The 17,725-nt window shown below is 69.8% G+C and carries 18 protein-coding genes; 10 read left to right on the forward strand and 8 right to left on the reverse strand.

What is annotated here, in order from left to right; translation table 11 throughout:
• Window positions 1-156: 156 nt before the first annotated feature.
• The 4 genes from VMR86_09135 (at window position 157) to VMR86_09150 (ending at window position 3,974) form a co-directional block, all read left to right on the forward strand.
• A complete protein-coding gene (locus VMR86_09135) occupies window positions 157-1,422 on the forward strand; it encodes an outer membrane beta-barrel protein (protein HTO07208.1) in 1,266 nt (421 codons plus the stop codon).
• 164 nt (window positions 1,423-1,586) lie between these two features.
• The gene (locus VMR86_09140; protein ID HTO07209.1) at window positions 1,587-1,925 is read left to right on the forward strand and encodes a P-II family nitrogen regulator; all 339 of its coding nucleotides are present in this window, start codon (window positions 1,587-1,589) and stop codon (window positions 1,923-1,925) included.
• Between the two features lie 28 nt (window positions 1,926-1,953).
• Window positions 1,954-3,378 carry a type I glutamate--ammonia ligase gene (glnA, locus tag VMR86_09145; protein HTO07210.1) on the forward strand — a complete coding sequence of 475 codons (1,425 nt, stop codon included), beginning with the start codon at window positions 1,954-1,956 and terminating at the stop codon, window positions 3,376-3,378.
• Window positions 3,375-3,974 (forward strand): hypothetical protein, encoded by a 600-nt coding sequence (locus VMR86_09150; protein ID HTO07211.1) that lies wholly within the window; start codon window positions 3,375-3,377, stop codon window positions 3,972-3,974. Before glnA ends, VMR86_09150 begins: the two co-directional genes overlap by 4 nt.
• A gap of 51 nt (window positions 3,975-4,025) precedes the next feature.
• Here the strand turns inward: VMR86_09150 and VMR86_09155 are convergent, their stop codons facing one another.
• Window positions 4,026-5,063, reverse strand: coding sequence for a hypothetical protein (locus VMR86_09155; protein HTO07212.1), 1,038 nt, complete (start codon window positions 5,061-5,063; stop codon window positions 4,026-4,028).
• 71 nt (window positions 5,064-5,134) lie between these two features.
• Here VMR86_09155 and VMR86_09160 point away from each other — a divergent pair, with 71 nt between their 5' ends.
• Window positions 5,135-5,704 (forward strand): hypothetical protein, encoded by a 570-nt coding sequence (locus tag VMR86_09160; GenBank protein ID HTO07213.1) that lies wholly within the window; start codon window positions 5,135-5,137, stop codon window positions 5,702-5,704.
• Here the strand turns inward: VMR86_09160 and VMR86_09165 are convergent.
• From VMR86_09165 to argH, 7 genes are all read right to left on the reverse strand, one after another.
• Window positions 5,701-5,904 (reverse strand): DUF6496 domain-containing protein, encoded by a 204-nt coding sequence (locus VMR86_09165; protein ID HTO07214.1) that lies wholly within the window; start codon window positions 5,902-5,904, stop codon window positions 5,701-5,703. The two genes, VMR86_09160 and VMR86_09165, sit on opposite strands and share 4 nt — an antisense overlap.
• A gap of 75 nt (window positions 5,905-5,979) precedes the next feature.
• Window positions 5,980-8,433: an ATP-binding protein gene (locus tag VMR86_09170; protein HTO07215.1), complete on the reverse strand. Its 2,454-nt coding sequence runs from the start codon at window positions 8,431-8,433 to the stop codon at window positions 5,980-5,982.
• 98 nt (window positions 8,434-8,531) lie between these two features.
• Window positions 8,532-9,305, reverse strand: coding sequence for a 4-hydroxy-tetrahydrodipicolinate reductase (gene dapB, locus VMR86_09175; protein ID HTO07216.1), 774 nt, complete (start codon window positions 9,303-9,305; stop codon window positions 8,532-8,534).
• Window positions 9,302-10,183: a 4-hydroxy-tetrahydrodipicolinate synthase gene (gene dapA, locus VMR86_09180; GenBank protein HTO07217.1), complete on the reverse strand. Its 882-nt coding sequence runs from the start codon at window positions 10,181-10,183 to the stop codon at window positions 9,302-9,304. The genes dapB and dapA overlap by 4 nt, the downstream gene beginning before the upstream one ends.
• A complete protein-coding gene (gene dapF / locus VMR86_09185; protein HTO07218.1) occupies window positions 10,180-11,025 on the reverse strand; it encodes a diaminopimelate epimerase in 846 nt (281 codons plus the stop codon). The genes dapA and dapF overlap by 4 nt, the downstream gene beginning before the upstream one ends.
• On the reverse strand, window positions 11,022-11,216 hold the full coding sequence (locus VMR86_09190) for a hypothetical protein (protein ID HTO07219.1): 195 nt from the start codon (window positions 11,214-11,216) through the stop codon (window positions 11,022-11,024). The genes dapF and VMR86_09190 overlap by 4 nt, the downstream gene beginning before the upstream one ends.
• Window positions 11,213-12,643: an argininosuccinate lyase gene (gene argH, locus VMR86_09195; GenBank protein HTO07220.1), complete on the reverse strand. Its 1,431-nt coding sequence runs from the start codon at window positions 12,641-12,643 to the stop codon at window positions 11,213-11,215. Before argH ends, VMR86_09190 begins: the two co-directional genes overlap by 4 nt.
• 80 nt (window positions 12,644-12,723) lie before the next feature.
• Between argH and VMR86_09200 the strand changes: the two genes are divergently transcribed.
• The 5 genes from VMR86_09200 to VMR86_09220 all read left to right on the forward strand — a co-directional run.
• Window positions 12,724-15,111 (forward strand): PBP1A family penicillin-binding protein, encoded by a 2,388-nt coding sequence (locus VMR86_09200; GenBank protein HTO07221.1) that lies wholly within the window; start codon window positions 12,724-12,726, stop codon window positions 15,109-15,111.
• A gap of 39 nt (window positions 15,112-15,150) precedes the next feature.
• Window positions 15,151-15,669: a signal peptidase II gene (gene lspA, locus VMR86_09205; GenBank protein HTO07222.1), complete on the forward strand. Its 519-nt coding sequence runs from the start codon at window positions 15,151-15,153 to the stop codon at window positions 15,667-15,669.
• Between the two features lie 32 nt (window positions 15,670-15,701).
• On the forward strand, window positions 15,702-16,184 hold the full coding sequence (gene folK / locus VMR86_09210; GenBank protein HTO07223.1) for a 2-amino-4-hydroxy-6-hydroxymethyldihydropteridine diphosphokinase: 483 nt from the start codon (window positions 15,702-15,704) through the stop codon (window positions 16,182-16,184).
• On the forward strand, window positions 16,181-16,831 hold the full coding sequence (fsa, locus tag VMR86_09215) for a fructose-6-phosphate aldolase (protein HTO07224.1): 651 nt from the start codon (window positions 16,181-16,183) through the stop codon (window positions 16,829-16,831). Before folK ends, fsa begins: the two co-directional genes overlap by 4 nt.
• Window positions 16,832-16,939: 108 nt before the next feature.
• Window positions 16,940-17,725: malic enzyme-like NAD(P)-binding protein (locus VMR86_09220; protein HTO07225.1), on the forward strand; the 786-nt coding region annotated here is incomplete at its 3' end.

The raw sequence follows: 17,725 nt of genomic DNA on the forward strand, positions 1-17,725 counted from the left end.
TGGGGACACCCCCGCGACCGCCATGCGGCGGTCGATCCCATGGGAGGGAGGGCGATGAGAAAGAGACCGACCACCGCAGCGATCGCAGCGACGCTGCTCTGTATTGCGCCGCAACTTGCGCTCGCGGACTCAGCCGCGGACCAGCGCATGGCCGCGATGGAGTCGCGGATCACTCAGCTCGAGGACAAGCTCGCAGCGAGTCAGAAAACCATCGACGAGCAGGAGGCGATGCTCAAGCAGCAGGCAACGCCTGCCGTCTCCGCGGGCACCGAGCCGAGCAAGCTCGATGCGTTCCTGAACACCGTGCAGGTCAACGGCTTCGTGGCCGCCTCGTACGAGTACTCGTTCAACAACCCGGACAACCCGCTCTTTGCCAACGCCACGAACCAGTTCAACGTGGACCACAACACGTTCAACCTCGACGCGGCCAAGATCGAGCTGACGCGCCCCGCGGCGAACCCGGGTGACGTCGGCTTCCAGCTCGATCTGACCTACGGCACCAACGCGCTGATCCTCGGCGGTACCCGCGGCTTGTACCCCGTCGGCACCATGGCGAACGAGGGCTTCTACATCCAGGACATGAACGTCCAGTACAACTGGGACAACGTGCTCCTGAAGTTCGGACAGTGGGAGACCTTGCTCGGCTACGAAGTGATCGACTCGATCGCGAACAAGAACGTGACTCACGGTCTCTTGTTCACCTACGCGATCCCGCTGGTGCACACCGGCATCCAGGCGAGCTCGAAGATCGGCGAGACGGGCATCGGCTGGGCCGGCGCCGTCGTGAACGGCTGGAACAACTCCACCGACACGAACGACAACAAGGGTCTGCTCGGGCAGCTCAACTACGGCAACAGCGACAGCTCGTTCAGCACGTATCTCACCGGCTACTACGGCGCCGACGGCAACACCGGCTTCGCCGACGTCACCGGCACCGTGCTCAACGTGAAGCGCCCGAGCACTGCGCCGGCGATGGTCCTGGACTGGAACGCCAACTTCAACGCCAACAGCCAGCTCACCTTCTGGGCCAACGCCGACTGGGGCATCCAGAAGAACGTGATCTACTTCGGCGGACCGAACGCGGGCAAGAACCTCGACCCGGTGTGGTACGGCCTGGCGCTCGGCACGCAGTACGCGTTCACCGACGCGTGGAGCTTGGCGGTGCGCGGCGAGTGGCTGCGCGACACGGCGGGCTACCGCATCGTGGTCGGCAACAACACGTCGGCGTACTCGCTCACAGGGACGCTGGCGTACAAGCTGACCGCGAACCTGCTGGCGCGCGCCGAGCTGCGCTACGACGCGCTGACCACCGACGGCTTCGGCGACCACCTGTTCCCGTCGGGCCGCAACAACGACACGCAGACCAACTTCTCGAACAACAACTACCAGGGGATCATCCAGGTCGCGTACATCTTCGACTAGGAATTCCGGGGAGGCACCCTGCACAGGGCTTGGGCACGGCGGCTCAAGCTCTGTGCAGGCTCGCTCGGACGCGGGGAGACAGGCGTTCTCCTGCGCCGCCGCGGGGTTTTTCGCGTGGTATAAACGTTGCTCTACGCGCCGCCGCGGAAAGGTCGGAAGCTCGAATGCAAAAGGTCGAAGCGATCATCAAGCCCTTCAAGCTCGACGAGGTGAAGGAAGCCCTGAACGGCATCGGCGTACAGGGGATCACGGTCTCGGAAGTCAAAGGCTTCGGGCGGCAGAAGGGCCACACGGAGCTGTACCGGGGCGCCGAGTACGTGGTCGACTTCCTGCCCAAGATCAAGCTCGAGGTCGTCGCGCCGGACGACCTGATTCCCAAGGTCGTGACTGCCATCCAAGCCGCTGCGAACACGGGTCGCATCGGCGACGGGAAGATTTTCGTATTGCCGGTGATCGAGGCGGTGCGCATCCGCACGGGCGATCGCGGCGAAGACGCGATCTGAGAGACAGACCGCGAGGAGAAAGGTGAACATGCACAAGGACCGAACCCCCAAGGAAGTTCTCGCGTACGCAAAGAGCGAGGGCGTGAAGCTGGTCGACCTGAAGTTCGTGGACTTCGTCGGGCAGTGGCAGCACAAGACCCATCCGCTGCACGAGTTCGACGAGAGCACGTTCGAGAACGGTCTGGGCTTCGACGGCTCGTCGATCCGCGGCTGGAAGTCGATCGACAACAGCGACATGCTGCAGATCCCGGACGCGCGCACCGCGTTCATCGATCCGTTCTGCGATCAGCCGACTCTCTCGCTGATCTGCAACATCGCCGATCCGATCACGCGCGAGGCCTACGGACGCGACCCGCGCCAGATCGCCCAGAAGGCGGCCAACTACGTGAAGCTGACCGGCATCGCGGACACCAGCTACATGGGTCCCGAAGCCGAGTTCTTCATCCTCGACGACGTGCGTTTCTCGACCAGCCAGAACCAGGGCTACTACTACATCGACTCGGTCGAAGGTAAGTGGAACAGCGGCCGCGAAGAGGGCCCGAACCTGGGCAACAAGCCGCGCTACAAGGAAGGTTACTTCCCGGTTCCGCCGATCGACTCACAGCAGGACATCCGCAGCGAGATGGTGCTGCAGATGGAGGACCTGGGGATCGTCGTCGAGACCCACCACCACGAGGTCGCGACCGCGGGTCAGGCCGAGATCGACATGCGCTTCGCGCCGATCGTCGACATGGCCGACCAGCTCATGGTCTACAAGTACGTGTGCAAGAACGTGGCGAAGCGCGCCGGCAAGGTCGTCACGTTCATGCCCAAGCCCCTGTTCGGCGACAACGGCTCGGGCATGCACACCCACCAGTCACTCTGGAAGGACGGCAAGCCGCTGTTCGCGGGCAACGAGTACGCCGGTCTCTCGAAGATGTGCCTGTACTACATCGGCGGCATCCTGAAGCACGCCAAGGCGATCGCCGCGTTCTCGAACCCGACCACGAACTCCTACAAGAGACTCGTGCCCGGCTTCGAGGCGCCCGTGAACCTGGCCTACTCCAGCCGCAACCGTTCGGCCTCGATCCGGATCCCGATGTACTCGGCCAGCCCGAAGGCGAAGCGCATCGAGGTGCGCTTCCCCGACCCGACCTGCAATCCGTATCTCGCCTTCTCGGCGATGCTGATGGCGGGCCTGGACGGGATCGAGAACAAGATCGACCCGGGCGAGCCGCTCGACAAGAACATCTACGCGCTCTCGAAGACCGAGCTCGCGAAGGTGCCGACCATGCCGGGCAGCCTCGAAGAGGCGCTCCAGAACCTGGAAGAGGACCACGACTTCCTGCTCAAGGGGGACGTGTTCACCACGGACGCGATCGAGGCCTGGGTCGACTACAAGCGCGATGCCGAGATCGCGCCGGTGGCGCTGCGGCCGCACCCGCACGAGTTCGAGCTATATTTCGACATGTGATCCGCTCTCTGGAGCAGTCACTCTCCACGAGGCCCGGCCGACTCGTTCGGTCGGGCCTCTCGTCATTTCTCGCGCTCGTCGTCACGGGTTGCGCGGCGACGGCGGTGCCGTCGCTTCCGGAGGGCTACACACTCGGCCGCGACGGCAGCGGCATCGTGCTCCTGCGCGCCGAGTTCGTGGACCGACAAGGAAATCCCGTCTCTTCGGTCTTCGGTAAGCGGGCTGCGCTCACGTTGCAACGAGAGGGAAGCATGGAGGAGTACAAGCTCTCGCCCGTCGGTGACGGTTTCACCGTCGACTTCTACGTTGCGCTGCCGGCGGGGGCCTACAGCTACCACGAACCGACCAGGGACAAGGACGAGAAGCTGCGGTTCCAGATCCGGCCCGGGGCGGTCGAGTGCCTCGGCACGATCCACATCCGCCTGGACATCGGAGCATTCAGGCACAACATCGACGTCAGCTTGCACGACGACTGCGACGCCATCGTTCAGCGCTTCAGGACGAGTCACCCCGAAGTGACCCAGGACGTCGAGAGGGAGCTCTTCCAAGAGTACAGGTACATCTGGCAGGACAGGGTCTGGGTTCCCGAGCCCTAGGGTCCCGGAGCCCTAGGATAGGAAGAGCAACGGAGGGCGGGCGATCTGCTTCTAGCGCAGGGGCTTCGCGAGCACGTGGAGCTCCTTCTTGAGGAACCCCGACGTGTCGGTGACCGAGCCCGGCACGGGGTTGCAGGCCAGGTTCGCCGGGAGCGCGCCGGGGCCAGTCGCGGCGCCCCACCAGCTCTTGGTGGCGTGGATCGTGAGTGCGCTGTTGTTCGTCACGCCGCAGTTGTTGCCGCTCACCGCGTCGTTGCCCACGATGCTCATGCTCGTGAGCGTGAGGTTCACGCCGTCGGAGATGACCACGCCCTCGTTCTGGTTGCCGAGCGCCGCGCTCTTGTCGATCCGGGTCGGGCCCGACGTGAGACTCACGATGAAGCCCTGCCGGTTGGCGATCGACACGGCCCCGGTCAAGTGGTTGTCGCTGCCCTCGACGACGAAGCCGCGGTCGAAGTTGCCGATCGCCACGTCACCGGTGCTGGTCCCGCCCGCGCCCACGAACGTGAAGCCGTCGTCGCCGTTCTCGATCGCCCGGTTCTGGCGCGAGATCATGCCGTCGGAGCGGACGTTGAAGCCGTCGGCGGCGTTGTGCTCGGCCACGTTGCCCTCGACGTCGAGGTGGGGCACGAGCTGCGCCGAGAATCCGAACTCGCCCGAGTTGCGCAGCGTGAAGCCGTGGCCGGCCTTGCCGATCTTCGAGCCCGCGCCCGAGGCGAGCACCGCGATCACGTCGAGGTCGTCGCCGTCGGCGTCGATCACGGTCGAGGCCGCGCCGTCCTTCGAGATCAGAGTGACTCGCTTGGACAGCTCCACCACGCAGGAACACGTCGCGTTGTCGAGCCCGAGCTCCTCGCCCGGCTCGCCCCACACACCGTCGCGGTCCAGGTCGCCGTAGTAGCCCGGCCCGACCGAGATGGTGTCTCCATCGACCGCATTCGCGATCGCTTGTGAGATCGAGCGGCAGGGCGCGGCCGACGTACCGCAGATGCCGCTGTCGGTGCCGTGCCCGGCCACGAGCACCGTCTTGGCCAAGCTCGCGCCGGCCGCGAGCCACAGCAGGACCCCGAGAGACAGGACTCGAATCATCGCACTCCCCCCGGGCGCGCAAGTTAGCGCGCGCGACTGGCCGCGCCTGCTTTCGAGCTATATTGAAATCTGTGAGTCGATTCAGGGGGCTGCCGCCGCTCGTGGCGTTCGTTGCGCTCGCCGCGCTGGCCTGCAGCAGCTCGGGCCCGTTCACGATCCCGCCCGGCTACACACCGGCGGGCTCGCCGAACGGCGTCGTGATCGTGCGCACGGAGCTGCTCACCGCCGACGGCTCACCGTTCACGGCCGGGCCGGCGCGCGCCACGCTGCGCTGGCACCACGAGGAGAGCGGCAAAGACGTGGTGCTGGAGGCGGCCAACGAGGGTCCGCTGGCCGACTTCTGGGTGTCTCTTCCCGGCGGTCACTACCGCATGGTTGCCACTCGCGGCGACGGCGTGGCGCAGCGCTGGTACGTGCTGCGTTTCCGCGTCGAGCCGGGCGCGGTGGTGTACGCCGGGGCGATCCACGTGGTGGCGCCCGACAACTCGTCGTTCACGCTCGAGGACGAGTACGACGCGGCGGTGGCGCGCTTCCGCGCGAGTCACGCGGAGCTGGCGGACGGCGTGAAGAAGTCGCTGGTCGAGCTCTTGCGCTGCCGCACCGGCTCGCCGTGCGAGCCGCAGAGCTGGCCTGCCAGCTAGCGGCTGCGCCGCCGGGCCGGGACCTTGCCGCCGGCGCGCCGGGCCTCCGATAGCCCGATCGCGATCGCCTGCTTGCGGCTGGTGACTCGTTTGCCCGAGCGGCCGGAGCGCAGCTGGCCGTGCTTCATCTCGTGCATCGCGCGCTCGACCTTCCGGGCCGCCTTGGGGCCGTAGCGGCGAGCCCTCTTACGTGTGGCCATGATTCCGAACCTCCGCGTTGTACAAATCCCGCCGGCGGCCGCCCCGTGGGGCGCCGCGCTGCGGGCCGCGCGGATTCAGTGCACGCGCGGTGCCGGAGTATGCGTGACCAGCGATTGCAGCTCGGCGAGCTCGACCGGCTTCACCAGGTGACCGTCGAAGCCCGCCTCGCGCGTCTTCTGGCGGTGCTCGGGCTGGCCCCAGCCGGTGAGCGCGATCAGCACCGTGTCTGCCAGCTCGGGCTCGCGGCGGACCCGGCTCGCGATCTCGAAGCCGTCCATGCCCGGCATGCCGAGGTCGAGCAACACCACCTCGGGACGGCGCGCGCGCACGGCTTCGAGCGCGGACTCGCCGTCGTAGGCCACCTCGGCGTCGATGCCCTGCAGGCGCAGCAAGAGCGCCAGGCTGTCGGCGGCGTCGCGGTTGTCGTCCACGACCAGGAAGCGGCGGCGCGCGGCAAAACCGGGTGAGTCACTGGAGTCCTCGGCGGCCCGCTCGGGCAGAGACTCGCTCGAGGCGAGCGGCAGGCGCACGGTGAACTCGCTGCCGGAGCCCCAACCCGTGCTCTCGACGCTGACGCTGCCGCCGTGCATCTCGACCAGCCGCTTCACGAGCGCCAGCCCGATTCCGAGCCCGCCCTGCGCGCGGCCCAGCGTGCGGTCCACCTGCGTGAACAGGTCGAATACGCGCGGCTGCATCGCGGGCGGGATGCCGACGCCCGTGTCGCGCACCGAGATGGCCACCGACCGGCCCTGGCGCTCGGCACGCAGCCAGATCGCGCCGCCCTCCTCGGTGTACTTCGCCGCGTTGTTCAACAGGTTCGCCAGCACCTGCGAGAGCCGCACGGCGTCGGCGTCGAGCGCGATCGGCTCGGACGGCAGGTCGAGCTCGAGCCGGTGATGCGCGCGTTCGATCGCAGGCCGGCTGGTCTCGAGCGCCGAACGCACGATCTCGTGCAGCGCCACGCGCTCGCGCCGCAGCTCGATCTTGCCGCTGGTGATGCGCGCGACCTCGAGCAGGTCGTCGACCAGCCGGATCAGGTGAGTCACCTGGCGGTCGAGCATCTCGTGCACGCGCTCGCTCTGCGGCCCGTCGCCGGCGAGGCGCAGCACGTGGAGCGAGTTGCGGATCGGCGCGAGCGGGTTGCGCAGCTCGTGCGCCAGCATGGCGAGAAACTCGTCTTTGCGGCGGTCGACCTCGCGCAAGACGTGCTCGACCTGCTTCTCCTTGTCGACGTCGAGCACCGACCCCACGTAGCCCAGGAATTCGCCGTTCCTCCCGAAGCGCGGCGCGCCCGAGCCGATCACCCAGTGGTAGCCGCCGCTCGCGTGCACCATGCGGAACTCGATGCGGAAGCTCGCCGGCACCGGCGTGGGCGCGAAGACCGCGCGCGTGCGCTCGACGTCGTCGGGATGGAGCGCGTTGGCCCAGCCGAAGCCCAGCCCCAGCTCGATCTGCCGGCCGGTGAGCGAGGTCCAGGCCTCGGACAGGAAGGTGCAGTAGCCGTCGGGCTGGGTCATGTAGATGATGGCCGGTGAGTGGACGGTCATCGCGCGCAGCCGCTCTTCGCTCTCGCGCAGCACGTCCTCGGCCTGCATGCGCGCCGTGACGTCGATCGCCACGCCGCCCACGAACGCGGCCTCGCCGTCGGGCCCGGGGATCGGGAACTTGGCCACGAGTGAGTGGTGCGGGCCGTCGGGGTGCTCGAGTGTCTCGATCGTCTCGATGCCCTTGCCGTGCGCGAGCGCCGCCGCGTCGTTGCTGCGGAAGCCCTCCGCCACGTCGGCCGGGAAGATCTCGAAGTCGTCGCGGCCCAGGAGCTGCGCGCGCGGCAGCTGGAACGCCTGTTGCGCCTCGTCGTTCACGAACACGTAGCGGCCATCGAGGTCCTTGATCCACGCCAGGCCGGGCAGGCGCTCCATGAACTTGCCGAAGCGCCGCTCGACCTCGCCCAGCGCAGTCTCCACGCTGCGCAGCGACAAGGTCTGCAGCGCGAGTGACCCGAAGCGCGCCAGGCTCGTGAGCACGCGCACGTCTTCGCGGTCGAAGCGCCGCCCGAGCTCGTGGGAGACGACCCAGAGCGTGCCGCGCGGCTCGTCACCCACGAGGAACGGCACGAGCAGCCCCTCGACCACCGGGGGCGCGAGCGTCGCCGCGAGCGGAAAGTGTTTCGCGAGGTCGCGCAGCAGCATGGGCTCCTTGCGCTGGAGGACGGCGTCACACGGGCTGCCGGCGCGGGGCACCACGCTGCCGGCCAGTGGAGCGAAGCGGCCCGCCGTCGCGCGCCAGCAGAACACCGGCTCACCGCCGCGCTCCTCGAGGATGCTCGTTCCGGCCGAGTGAGCGCGGCACAGCTCGAGCGCCACGCGCACGAGCTGGTCGAGCACCTCGTGCGGCGAACGCGCCATGCACTCGGCGAGCGCGACCAGCGCACGGTTCTCGGCCGCGTAGTTCGGCCGCCGCGAGCGGCGCCGCTGGAGCTGCGCCGTCGCATCCGCCGTGCCGCGAAGCTGCCGGTCAGATGGCTTCATTTCCTTCCGCAGATCTTCGCGCGAGATGCGCGACCGTGGCAATGCGGGCGCCCGGGCTTCGCACAGCAAGAAGCGTTCCTGGCGCCTCGACCGACGAGTCAGCGCAGGACGTCGGCCATGGCGTACACGCCGGGTGGGCGGCCCACGAGCCAGCGCGCGGCGCGCAGGGCGCCGGCCGCGAAATTGTCCCGCGACAGGGCCCGGTGCGAGAGCTCGATGCGCTCGCCGGGGCCGGCGAAGTACACGGTGTGCTCGCCGACCGAGTCACCGAGGCGGAGTGACTGGAGCCCGATCGCGCTCGGGTCGCGCTTGCCGGTGATGCCCTCGCGCGCGAACACGGCCACCTGCGAGAGATCCTGCCCGCGCACCTCGGCGGCGCGCCGCGCCAGCCCGAGCGCGGTTCCGCTGGGCGCGTCGACCTTCTGGTCGTGGTGCATCTCGAGCACGTCGATCTCGTAGCCCGCCAGGCGGCGCGTGGCCTCGGCGACCAGGTCGGCAAGCACCGCTGCGCCGATCGAGAAGTTCGCGCCGCGCACCAGGGCGATGCGTTCCGCGGCACGCGCGATGCGCGCCTCGCCCTCGGCTTCGATGCCGGTCGTGCCGATCACGGCGGGCAGGCCGCGTGACTCCCAGACCTCGAGCAGCGCGAGCGTCGAGGCCGGGCTCGAGAAGTCCACCGCCACGTCGGCCTGCGCGGCAGCGGCACGCGCGTCGGAGGTGAGCTTCACGCCGGGCGCGAGCTCGGCGCCGAGCTGCGGGTGACCCGCGCGCTCGAGCGCGGCGCCCAGGCGCAAGTCACTCGACGCCGCGAGCGCCCGCAAGAGCCGCTCGCCCATGCGCCCCGCGGCGCCCACCACCAGCACGCGCGTCATGCGCGCGGCAGCTCGGCGAGCACGGCCTCGAGCCGCTCGCGGTTCGCCTTGGAGATCTCGGTCAGCGGCAGCCGGAGCGTCGGGCTCGGGATGCGGCCGAGGATGGCGAGCGCCGTCTTCACCGGGATCGGGTTCGATTCGACGAAGAGCGACTGAGTCACCGGCAGGAGCTCGTAGTGCAGCTTGCGCGCGCGCGCGTGGTCGCCGGCGGCGTGCGCGCGCACCAGCTCCGAGGCGCTGGCTGGAAGCACGTTCGACACGGTCGAGATCACGCCGCGCGCGCCGATCTCGAGCATGGGCAGCGTGAGCGCGTCGTCGCCCGAGAGCACGGCGAAAGCGGGCGCCACCCGGGCGATCGTCTCCGAGGTCGCGATCAGGTCCGCGCCGCACTCCTTCAGGCCCACGACTCCGGGCACGCGAGACAGCCGCGCGCTGGTCTCGGAATCGATGCGCGAGGCCGTGCGTCCCGGGACGTTGTAGATCAGGATCGGCAGCCGGCTCTCCGCGGCCACTGCGCGGTAGTGCTGGAAGATCCCCTCCTGGGTGGGCCGGTTGTAGTAGGGCGAGATCAGGAGCGCCGCGTCGGCGCCCGCCGCGCGCGCGGCCTGGCTGAGCTCGATCGCTTCGCGGGTGGAGTTCGAGCCCGCGCCCGCGATCACCGGCACGCGCTTGCGCGCGACCTGGACCACGTGCTTCACGACCCGCACGTGCTCCTCGTGCGAGAGCGTGGCCGCCTCGCCGGTGCTGCCGCACGGCACCAGCCCGTCGACGCCGCTCGCGATCTGCCATTCACACAGCTTGGCGAGTGACTCGAGGTCGAGCGAGCCGTCGCTCGCGAAGGGCGTCACGAGCGCGGTGTAGGTCCCCTGGAGCGTCAAGGCCATGTGAGCTCTCCGTCGAAAACGTGGGCGGCCGGGCCGGTCATGTACACGGGGCCGTCGTCGGCGGGCCAGCGGATGCGCAGCACGCCGCCGCGCAGCCGGATCGAAACGTCGCGCGAGGCTCGGCCCGACAGCACCGCCGCCACACCCGTGGCGCAGGCGCCGCTGCCGCAGGCCAGCGTCTCCCCCGAGCCGCGCTCCCAGGTGCGCTGCACGAGCTCGCCCGGGCCGCGCACGGCCACGAACTCCACGTTCACGCGCTCGGGGAAGGCTTCGTGGCGCTCGATGCGCGGGCCCAGGCGAGTCACCGGGAACTCCTCGGGGTCGTCCACGAACACCACGCAGTGCGGGTTGCCCATGGAGAGCGTGGTGACCCGCAGGCGCTCGCCGTCGACCTCGAGCGGAACGTCGACCAGCGGCGGCCGGCCCGTGAGCCGGGTCGGGATCTTCTCGGGCTCGAACACCGGCCGGGTCATCTCGACCTCGACCTGGTCGTCGCCGAGCCAGCGCGGCGTCACCACGCCGGCCAGCGTCTCGACCCGGATGCGGTCAGCGCCCGTGAGTCCCTTGTCGCGCACATACTTGGTGAAGGCGCGGATGCCGTTCGCGCACATCTCGGCCTGGCTGCCGTCGGCGTTGCGGATCGCCATGGCGAAGTCGGCCTCGCGCGAGGGCCGCACGAGCAGGAGCTGGTCGCCGCCGACGCCGAGCCGGCGGTCGAGCGCGAAGCGCGCGAAGGCGGCCCAATCCGAGACCGGGTCACCCGCGAGACAGTCCACGATCACGAGGTCGTTCCCGGCCCCGTGCATCTTGGAGAACGGGATGCGCCGGCCGCTCACCGCGGGCCCTCCGTCTCGGGCTCCGGCGCGGGCGCCGGGGCTTTCGGCGCGGCGGGGGCGTTGGGGTCGCTCGGCGTGGCCCCGGGCTTCTTCTCCGCCGTGTCGCTGGTGCGGACCGGCGGGCCGTAGTGACCGCAGGCGGCGCAGATCAAAAGCGCGGCGGCCAGACCGGCGAGCAGCGCGCGAGTCATCTGCCCACCTCGGCGCGCGTGCGCGCGAGCTCCGCGCGCGCCGCCGCCAGCGCCGCCTCGACCTGCGGGCGCGAGGGCGAGCCGTGCGCGCGACGCGCTTCGAGCGAGCGCTCGACCGAGAAGAACTCGGCCGGCGACACGTCGAGCGCGGGGTGGAACGAGCGCAGCGTCTCGTTGGAGAGCTCGGCCAGGGTGACTCCGTCGGCCAGCGCCCGCGCGACCACGCGCCCGACCACGCCGTGCGCTTCGCGGAACGGCACGCCGCGCTGCACCAGGTGGTCGGCCAGGTCGGTTGCGATCAGCATCGGGTCCGAGGCGGCGCGGGCCATCGCGTCCCGGTTCACGCGCAGGGTCGCGATCGCGCCCGCGAGCACGCGCAGACAGTCGCGCGTGGTCTCGACGGCGTCGATCGCCGGCTCCTTGTCCTCCTGCATGTCGCGGTTGTAGGACAACGGGAGCCCCTTGAGAGTCACCAGCAGACTCACGAGGTCGCCCACCACGCGGCCCGTCTTGCCGCGCACCAGCTCCGCGGCGTCGGGGTTCTTCTTCTGCGGCATGAGGCTCGAGCCGGTTGCGAACGCGTCGTCGAGCTCCACGAAGCCGAACTCGGTCGTGCTCCAGAGCACGAGCTCCTCGCACAGCCGCGACAGGTGCACCATCGCGATCGCGAGCGCCGACAGGAGCTCGAGCGCCGCGTCGCGCGCCGAGACGGCGTCGAGGCTGTTGCGCGCGGGACCCGCGAAGCCGAGCTCGCGCGCCGTGCTCTCCCGCTCGATCGGCAGCGTGCTGCCCGCCAGCGCCCCCGCGCCCAGAGGCGAGTGAGTCATGCGCGCGCACGCGTCGCGCAGGCGGCCGTCGTCGCGCGCGAGCGCCTCGGCGTGGGCCAGCCAGTGGTGCGCGAGCCGGATCGGCTGCGCGCGCTGCAGGTGAGTGTAGCCGGGGAGCACGACGTCGATCTCGCGCCCGGCGCGGTCGAGGAGCGCCGCCCGCAGCTCGGCCAGCGCCCCGCGCAGCTCGCCGCCGCTCGCGCGCAGCCAGAGCAGGAAGTCGGTCGCGATCTGGTCGTTCCGGCTGCGGCCGGTGTGCAGCTTGCCCGCCACCGCGCCCACCAGCTCGAACAGCCGCCGCTCGACGTTGGTGTGCACGTCTTCCAGCGCGGGGTCGAGCGTGAAGGTGCCGGCCTCGAGCTCCTGCCCGACCTGCTCCAGACCCTTCACCAGCTGCTCGGCCTCGTCGTCCGAGACGATCCCCTGGCGCCCGAGCATGCGCGCGTGGGCGATGCTGCCGCGGATGTCCTCGCGGAACAGCTTCCCGTCGACGTGGACCGAGGAGGAGAAGCGCTCCATGCCGGCGTCGGTCGACTTGGTGAAGCGGCCGCCCCAGGTCTTCTGGCCGGTCTCTGGCGTCTTGCGCTTCTTGTCGGCCATGGCTCACCTCGGGCGGGTTTCGAGGATGCCGGGAACTCCGGGGGTGCCGCAAGGACCGGTGGCTTCTACCCTTCCCTGCCGTGCTCCCGCCACCCGACGCCTGGCTGCGCAACCCCAAGGCAAGGCTCCGCGTTCTGGTCGCGGTCCTGCTCGGCGTCCTCATGCTGGTGGGCGTCCTGGCCGCGGGCGCGGTGTCTCGCCTGGAGGAGCGGGTCGAGGCGCGCTTCCGCGGGCAGCTGTTCGCGCTGCCCTCGCGGGTCTACGCGCGGCCGGTGTCCCTGCACACCGGGCTCGACCTCGAGCGCATCCGGCTGCGCGCCCGGCTGGAGCGCATGGGCTACGTCAAGGCGGTCGGCGCGCACCCCGAGCTGCGCGCGGGTCAGTACGCGTGGCGGCCCGGTGAGCTCGACATCTTCCGCCGCGCCTCGAACCTGCCCAGTCACCCCTCGCCCGAGCGGCTGATCCGCCTGCGCCTGGACGGCTCGCGCATCAGCGCGGTGCGCGACGCCGCCGACGACCTGTTGCCTTCGGAGGAGCTCGAGCCCGAGATCATCGCGCAGTTCCACGGCGCCGAGCGCGCGGACCGGCGCCTGGTCGCCCTGGCCGACGTCCCGCCGATCCTGGTCGAGGCGATCATCGCGATCGAGGACCAGTCGTTCTACGAGCACCACGGCATCCAGCCCTGGCGCATCGCCGGCGCGTTCGTCGCAAACCTGCGCGCGGGCAAGCTCGTGCAGGGCGGCAGCACGCTGACGCAGCAGCTGGTGAAGAACTTCTATCTCACGCGCGAGCGCACGCTGGGCCGCAAGCTCACCGAGGTGGCGATGGCGCTGATCCTCGAGCGCAACCACACCAAGCAGGAGATCCTCGAGGCGTATCTCAACGAGGTCTACATGGGCCAGCGCGGCTCGGTCGCCATCCACGGCATGGGCGAGGCCGCGAATCACTACTTCGGCAAGCCGGTGAGTGACTTGAACCTGCCGGAGGCGGCGCTGCTCGCGGGGCTGATCAAGGGCCCCAACCTGTACTCGCCGTACCGCAGCCCCGACGCCGCGCGCAAGCGGCGCGACCTGGTGCTCACCGCGCTTCGCGAGCAGGACAAGATCACGCGCGACGCCTACGAGAGCGCGCTGGTCGCCGACCTGGGCGTGCGCGACGTGGTGGCCGACGAGAATCTCGCGCCGTACTACGTGGAGGAGCTGTCCGAGGAGCTCACCGACCGCTACGGCGACGAGATCCTGCAGAGCGCGGGCATGTCGATCTACTCGACGCTCGACGCCGAGCTGCAGCGCGCCGCGAACGAGGCCGTGACTCGCCAGCTCGCGCGGCTCGAGAAGGGCTACCCGGCGCTGCGCCGCAAGGAGTCACCGCTGCAGGCGGCCGTGGTGGCGCTGAAGCCGCAGACCGGCGAGATCCTCGCGCTGGTCGGGGGGCGCGACTACGGCAAGAGCCAGTTCAACCGCGCCGTGCAGGCACACCGCCAGCCGGGCAGCGTGTTCAAGCCGATCGTGCTGCTCACGGCCGTGGGCCGCGCGGCGGGCCCGCCGGCGTTCACGCTGGTCTCGAAGCTCGAGGACGAGCCGCTGACCTACGCGCAGCCGAGCGGGATCTGGCAGCCGGTGAACTACGACGGCGAGTACCGCGGCACGGTCACGGTCCGGCAGGCGATCGAGCAGTCACTGAACGTGCCCGTCGCGCGCCTGGGCCTGGCGATCGGACCCGAGAGGGTCGTGGCCACGGCGCGCCAGCTCGGCATCGAGAGCCCGCTCCAGCCCGTGCCCAGCGTGGCGCTGGGCGCGTTCGAAGTCACCATGCTCGAGGCCGCGCGCGTCTACGCCGTGTTCGCATCGGGCGGGCTGCGGCCCGAGCTGCGCTCCTACACGCAGGTGGTGCAGGCCGACGGCCGCGTGCTCGAGCAGCGCACGCTCGACGCGCCGCGCGTGTTCGACCCGGCCGACGTGTATCTCGTGACCTCGGCGCTCGAGGGCGTGGTCGACCGCGGCACGGGCGCGCCGCTGCGCGCGCTCGGCTTCCGCGGCGACATCGCGGGCAAGACCGGCACCAGCTCCGACTACCGCGACGCGTGGTTCATCGGCTACACGCCCGAGATCGTGATCGCGGTCTGGGTCGGCTTCGACGACGGCGCCAGCGTGAAGGTGACGGGCGCCACCGCCGCGCTGCCGATCTTCGCCGACGTGCTCGAGGTGGCGCGCGGCAAGGGCGAGGCCGAGGAGTTCACGGTGCCCACCGGCGTCGAGCTGGTCGACGTGGACCGCGACTCCGGCCTGCGCGCGGGCTTCGGCTGCGGCGGCGATCCCGAGGTCTTCCTGCGCGGTACGGCGCCGGCGCAGGGCTGTGGCATCTTCGACTTCGCCAAGCGGTCCGAGCCGCCGCCCGACCAGCGGGCGGGAGCCGAGCCGCCCAAGCGCAACGTCTTCCAGCGCCTGTTCGGGTGGATCGGGCGATGAGCGAAGGCCGGTGAGGTTCAGGCTGGTGTTGAGGCGCGGATGAGTCCCAAGCTCCGGACCCTGTTGATCCTGATCGCGGTCATCGTGCCGCTGGACCAGCTCACCAAGTACCTCGTGGTGACCCACGTGCCCTACGGCGGCTACGCCGTGCCGTTCGCGGCGCTCGAGGGCTTCTTCCACATCACTCACTCGCGCAACCCGGGCGCCGCGCTCGGGCTCGCGCAGAACGTGCACGTGTACTTCTTCGTGGCGCTGACCGGCGTGGCGCTGCTCTTGATCGGCTCGTTCTTCCGCCGCATCGACGCCGCCGACCGGCTGTCGGCCGTCTCGCTGGGGCTGATCGTGTCGGGGGCGCTGGGCAACATGCTGGACCGCATCGTGCGCGGCGAGGTGATCGACTTCCTGCAGTTCAACCTCGGCCTGTTCATCTTCCCCGACTTCAACGTCGCCGACAGCGCGATCGTGATCGGCGTGTGTCTGCTCCTGCTCGACGTGGTGACTCAGGAGACCGAGAGCGGGGTCGTCCCCAAGGGCGCGCCCGAAGAGCGCGACGGCTGAGCCCTCCGCACGCGCAGCGTGCGTTCATCGGGATCGGATCGAATCTGGGCGATCCGCGGCGCGAGGTGCTGCGCGCGATCCGGGAGCTCGAGAAGTGGGGTACGGCGCGCGTCTCGTCGCTCTGGCGCACCGAGCCCGCCGGCGGCGACCCCGGTCAGTCCTGGTACGTGAACGCCGTGGTCGAGCTCGCGCTCGGTGGCGACCCGTTCGCGTGCCTGGCGCGCCTGCGCGCGCTCGAGCGCGCTGCCGGCCGGCCCGACGCGCGGCCCCGCTTCGCCCCGCGCGCGCTCGACCTCGATCTCCTGCTGTTCGGCGACGCCGTGGTCCGGAGCCCGGAGCTCAGCGTTCCCCACCCGGGTCTCACCCGGCGCCGCTTCGTGCTCGCCCCGCTCGCCGAGCTCGCGCCCGAGCTCGTGCCGCCGGGCGAAACCCGCAGTATTGCCGCCTTGTTGCAGAGCCTTGACGATCCGGGGCGAGTCGAGAACCTTGGCCCGGCAACGGAGGGCGCGACATGAAGTTCTTCCTCGATACCGCCAGCGTGAAGGACATCCGCGAGGGTGTGGCGCTCGGATTGTGCGACGGCGTCACGACCAACCCCACGCTCCTGTCGAAGGAGAAGGGCGACCCGCGCGAAGTCGTGCGCGAGATCACCAAGATCTGCGACGGCCCGATCAGCGCCGAGGTCGTGTCACTCGACTCCGAGGGCATGGTCCGCGAGGGCCTCGAGTGGCGGAAGGTCGCCTCGAACATCGTCGTGAAGATCCCCATGACGACCGAGGGCCTGAAGGCGATCCGGATTCTCTCGAGTCAGGAGATTCCGACCAACTGCACGCTGGTCTTCTCGCCGATCCAGGCGCTCATGGCCGCGAAGGCCGGCGCGACTTACGTCTCGCCGTTCGTGGGCCGGCTCGACGACATCCAGCCCGAGTCGGGCATGGCGGTCATCGCGCAGATCGTCGAGATCTTCGAGAACTACGACATCGCGACCGAGGTCCTGGTCGCCTCGATCCGCAACACACAGCACGTGATCGAGTCCGCGCGGCTCGGCGCCGACATCGCCACGATGCCGCCCGCGGTCCTGTTCGGCCTGGCCAAGCACCCGCTCACCGACAAGGGCATCGAGCAGTTCCTGGCCGACTGGGAGAAGGTCAAGAACCGCTAGTCCCGAGAGTCAGGCTCCCGGGCCTGCCGGGGGCGGCGTGGTATCCTCGTCGCCCCCCTTGGCCAAGCGTGGGTAGGGTTCCCACGCGCTCAGCGGATAGGACTGCGCGTGATCACCAAGCAGCAGGCTCTCGACTACCACCGCAACGGGCGCCCGGGGAAGGTGCAGGTCGTCCCGACCAAGAGCGTGCTCACCCAGCGCGACCTCTCCATGGCCTACACACCCGGGGTCGCGGCGCCTTGCCTCGAGATCCAACAGCGACCCGAGGAGGCCTACAGCTACACCTCGCGCGGCAACCTGGTCGCCGTAATCACCAATGGAACCGCGGTGTTGGGCTTGGGGAACATCGGGGCGCTGGCGGGCAAGCCGGTGATGGAGGGCAAGGGGGTCCTGTTCAAGCGCTTCGCGGGGATCGACGTGTTCGACATCGAGATCGCGACCGAGGACCCCGCGCTCGTGATCCAGACGGTGAAGCTGCTCGAGCCGACCTTCGGCGGGATCAACCTGGAGGACATCCGGGCGCCGGAGTGCTTCGAGATCGAGGAGCGGCTGATCGCGGAGATGGAGATCCCCGTCTTCCACGACGACCAGCACGGCACGGCCATCATCTCCGGTGCCGCATTCCTGAACGCGCTCGAGCTCACCAAGCGCCGCATCGAAGAGGTGCGCGTGGTGGTCGCGGGCGCCGGCGCGGCGGGCATCGCCTGCGCGGACCTGTACGTGCACCTGGGTGTCTTGCCCGAGAACGTGCTCATGACCGACTCGAAGGGCGTCCTGTGGCAGGGCCGCACCGACGGCATGAACAAGTACAAGGCGCGCTACGTGCGCAACACCAAGGCGCGCACCCTGGCCGACGCGCTGCGCGGAGCCGACGTGTTCGTCGGTGTGTCGTCG

Source organism: Myxococcota bacterium (genome assembly GCA_035498015.1).
GTDB lineage: Bacteria > Myxococcota_A > UBA9160 > SZUA-336 > SZUA-336 > VGRW01.